Annotated in this window: 3 protein-coding genes and 1 pseudogene; all 4 read left to right on the forward strand. The window is 60.8% G+C overall.

From position 1 onward, the window contains the following. Positions 1–482, forward strand: a pseudogene (locus A6A05_RS21415) (hypothetical protein); the annotation flags it as partial. Continuing rightward, the gene (locus A6A05_RS02675; protein WP_068497208.1) at positions 479–1987 is read left to right on the forward strand and encodes a site-specific integrase; all 1509 of its coding nucleotides are present in this window, start codon (positions 479–481) and stop codon (positions 1985–1987) included. The pseudogene A6A05_RS21415 and the gene A6A05_RS02675, both read left to right, overlap by 4 nt. Continuing rightward, positions 1974–2330 carry a type II toxin-antitoxin system RelE/ParE family toxin gene (locus tag A6A05_RS02680; RefSeq protein ID WP_245644164.1) on the forward strand — a complete coding sequence of 119 codons (357 nt, stop codon included), beginning with the start codon at positions 1974–1976 and terminating at the stop codon, positions 2328–2330. Before A6A05_RS02675 ends, A6A05_RS02680 begins: the two co-directional genes overlap by 14 nt. Beyond that, positions 2327–2620, forward strand: coding sequence for a helix-turn-helix domain-containing protein (locus tag A6A05_RS02685; protein ID WP_068497210.1), 294 nt, complete (start codon positions 2327–2329; stop codon positions 2618–2620). The genes A6A05_RS02680 and A6A05_RS02685 overlap by 4 nt, the downstream gene beginning before the upstream one ends. Positions 2621–2729: the final 109 nt, after the last annotated feature.

The raw sequence follows: 2729 nt of genomic DNA on the forward strand, positions 1-2729 counted from the left end.
GCCGCCGCTCGGCCATTGCCGCAACGACGCGCCCAGACTCGAAGTTCCGCCGCCGTCATCTTTTCCGATATCTTGAGCCTACCGAACATGGTTCCCCCTGTATCTGGTGGAACCCCAGTGATTCATGGTTGCCGCTGGTTGGCAAGCCCCGCCGAGTCAGATCGAGCGTTCGCCGGTATGACCTGATCGAAGAGGGTGGGGAAGTCCGGGTTCTGGACCTGACCCTTGCGGAGCGTCTGGGCTTCTCCGAGGCCCGCATGATCCGCAAGCTGATCAAGCGCCATGCCTCCAGCCTGGAGGCCATCGGGAATTCGCTCCACCGTGTCACAAAATCGGAAGGCCGGGGCCGTCCTGCCACTGCCTTCTACCTGACCGAGGGGCAAGCCCTGTTCATCCTGGCGAAGTCCGAGACCGCACGGGCCAACATCGAGTTGGCCTATGTGGTGGTCGGACATGCACGAGACGCACTCTTTTCGAGGTGAACACCGGCTGTACCGCAGAGGAATTGGATGAGGCTATTGAGCAGTCCGGACGAACCGAGGACGATTTCCTCCATATCTGGATAACCGAGCGCTTGGAAGCTGTCCTCACCAACGATCTTCGCGCAAGCGAGTGGTACGCAATGGCGGAGACCGCTTCTACAATTCTAGAAGAGCATGGAATTAGCAGCTCTGAAGACGCTCCCGATTTTCGTCTCCTCTGCTTCCGACTGCTCCGAGCCCAGATCGAGGGGCTGAAAGCCATCGTAGCAAGGGCAAAGGGAAACTGGAATTTTGAGCCCTCCGACCCGTTGTTGCGTGTCCGTCCAGCCACTCCGATGCCATTCCCCAGTGTGGTGCCTCCCCCCACGCCACCACCGAATGTGGTTCCGGTGTCTTCCCCCAAGGCGGCAAAGAGCGAAAAGCCGATCACCGACCTGATCACGATGTTCCTCAAGGAGAAAGAGCGGAGCGGGCTGACCAACAAGACCGTCGAGGAGCTCAAGCGGGCATTGCGCTGGATGGTCGAGTTCTTCGGCCACGCCAAGGCCACGACGAGCTACACCAAGGCAGACATTGTCGAGTACAAGGCGATCCTATCCGAACTCCCCGCCCGCTGGCAGCTCCACTACCCGACGGCGACCATGCGCGAGGCCATTGAGCGGGGCAAGCAGGACGGGCACTCCACCATGGAAGTCCAGGCCCTAAACGGAAAGCGCCTGATGCCCATCGACCAATTCTTTCAATGGGCTGCCGACAACGCGTTCATTGAGAACAACCCGGCTCGCGGTGTCCGTCTCACCGTGTCGAAGGCACTGAAGACGGCGAAGAAGCGCGACGGTTTCTCCATCGAGCAGCTCAACGCCATGTTCCGGACCCCGACCTACACCGGGATGAAGTCTGCCTACCACTGGAAGGAACCGGGGCGCTATCTGCCCAAGGACGAGTGCTACTGGATACCCCTGGTGGCGCTGTTCACTGGCGGCAGACGACGGGAGATTTGCCAGCTACTGACGGCGGACGTTCGCGAGATCGACGGCATACCCTGCATCGACATCAACGAGGAAGGCACCAAGTCCACCAAGAACGCCCACTCGATTCGCACGATCCCGGTTCACCCCGAGTTGAAGCGCCTCGGTTTCCTCGAATACGTAAAGGCTCGGCGTAGTGCCAACAAGAAGGCACTGTTCGACGCCGCCCCCGGCAACAGCTGCACCTACGATCCGTTCGGCAAGTGGTTCTCCCGCTTCTTGGATACCATCGGCATCGACTCGAGGCGGTTGGTTTTCCACTCATTCCGCCACACCTTCGAGCAGGCAATGCTCGATGCCCAGATCGATTTCCGCTACGCCTGCTTCCTCGGCGGCCGCACCCTCGATCACTCCAGCAGCCAATACGTGACCCGACCACCGGCCCAGTCTCTGCTGGCCGAGCTGTCCAAGGTGTCATACCCCGGCCTCGATCTCAGCCATCTATATGTAATGGAGGCTGAACTTGCCCGGAGATAGCAAACTTGATATATCTAGGTGGTGCGTTGAGACGCTCGACCACCGCGTTGATGCTGAGCTTGCGGCCCTGGCACCTGATCTGCGGACACGCTTCGTCTGGATCGCCAATCTACTGTGCGAGCACGGCCCCCAACAGGTTCGGGAGCCCTATGTGAAGCCGCTGGGCGGCAAGCTCTGGGAAATGCGCATGAAGGGACGCGACGGGATCGCTCGTGCGGTCTATGTCGCGGCGGTTGGGAAACGGCTGGTCGTGCTACACGTTTTCGTGAAGAAGACCCAGAAAACGCCCCGTGCCGCCAAGGAGACAGCAATGCGCCGAGCTGAGGAGGCTGGACTGCTATGACCGACGTTCGGAAGCTCCACGAGGAATGGAACCAGGACCCCGCCTACCACGAAGCATACGAGGCATTGCGTCCCGAGTTCGAATTGGCGGGCGAGCTGATTGCCGCTCGCTCTCGCGCTGGACTGTCTCAGGCAGAGCTGGCAGAGCGCATGGGAACCACCCAGAGCGCTATCGCCCGCATGGAAGCTGGCCGCCACTGGCCCAGCCGCCGCACCCTCGAACGTCTCGCTGCTGCGACCGGCACACGGCTGGTATTCAAGCTGGTGGACGAGGCCAAGGCTGCGGTCTGAGCAGTCAGGCTGCACACCGTCCTATACCCTGCTCTCATGTTCGCTGTCAATAGTTTCGCGCAGGCGGCTTCGTCCTGGCTTGGCCCAGGCGCTGGATTTCAGAGATGCC

The organism is Magnetospirillum moscoviense, assembly GCF_001650635.1.
Classification (GTDB): Bacteria; Pseudomonadota; Alphaproteobacteria; order Rhodospirillales; family Magnetospirillaceae; genus Magnetospirillum; species Magnetospirillum moscoviense.

Bases quoted from the DNA above. Each gene is read 5' to 3' on its own strand.
- A6A05_RS02685 (WP_068497210.1), top strand. From the start codon at position 2,327: ATGACCGACGTTCGGAAGCTCCACGAGGAATGGAACCAGGACCCCGCC.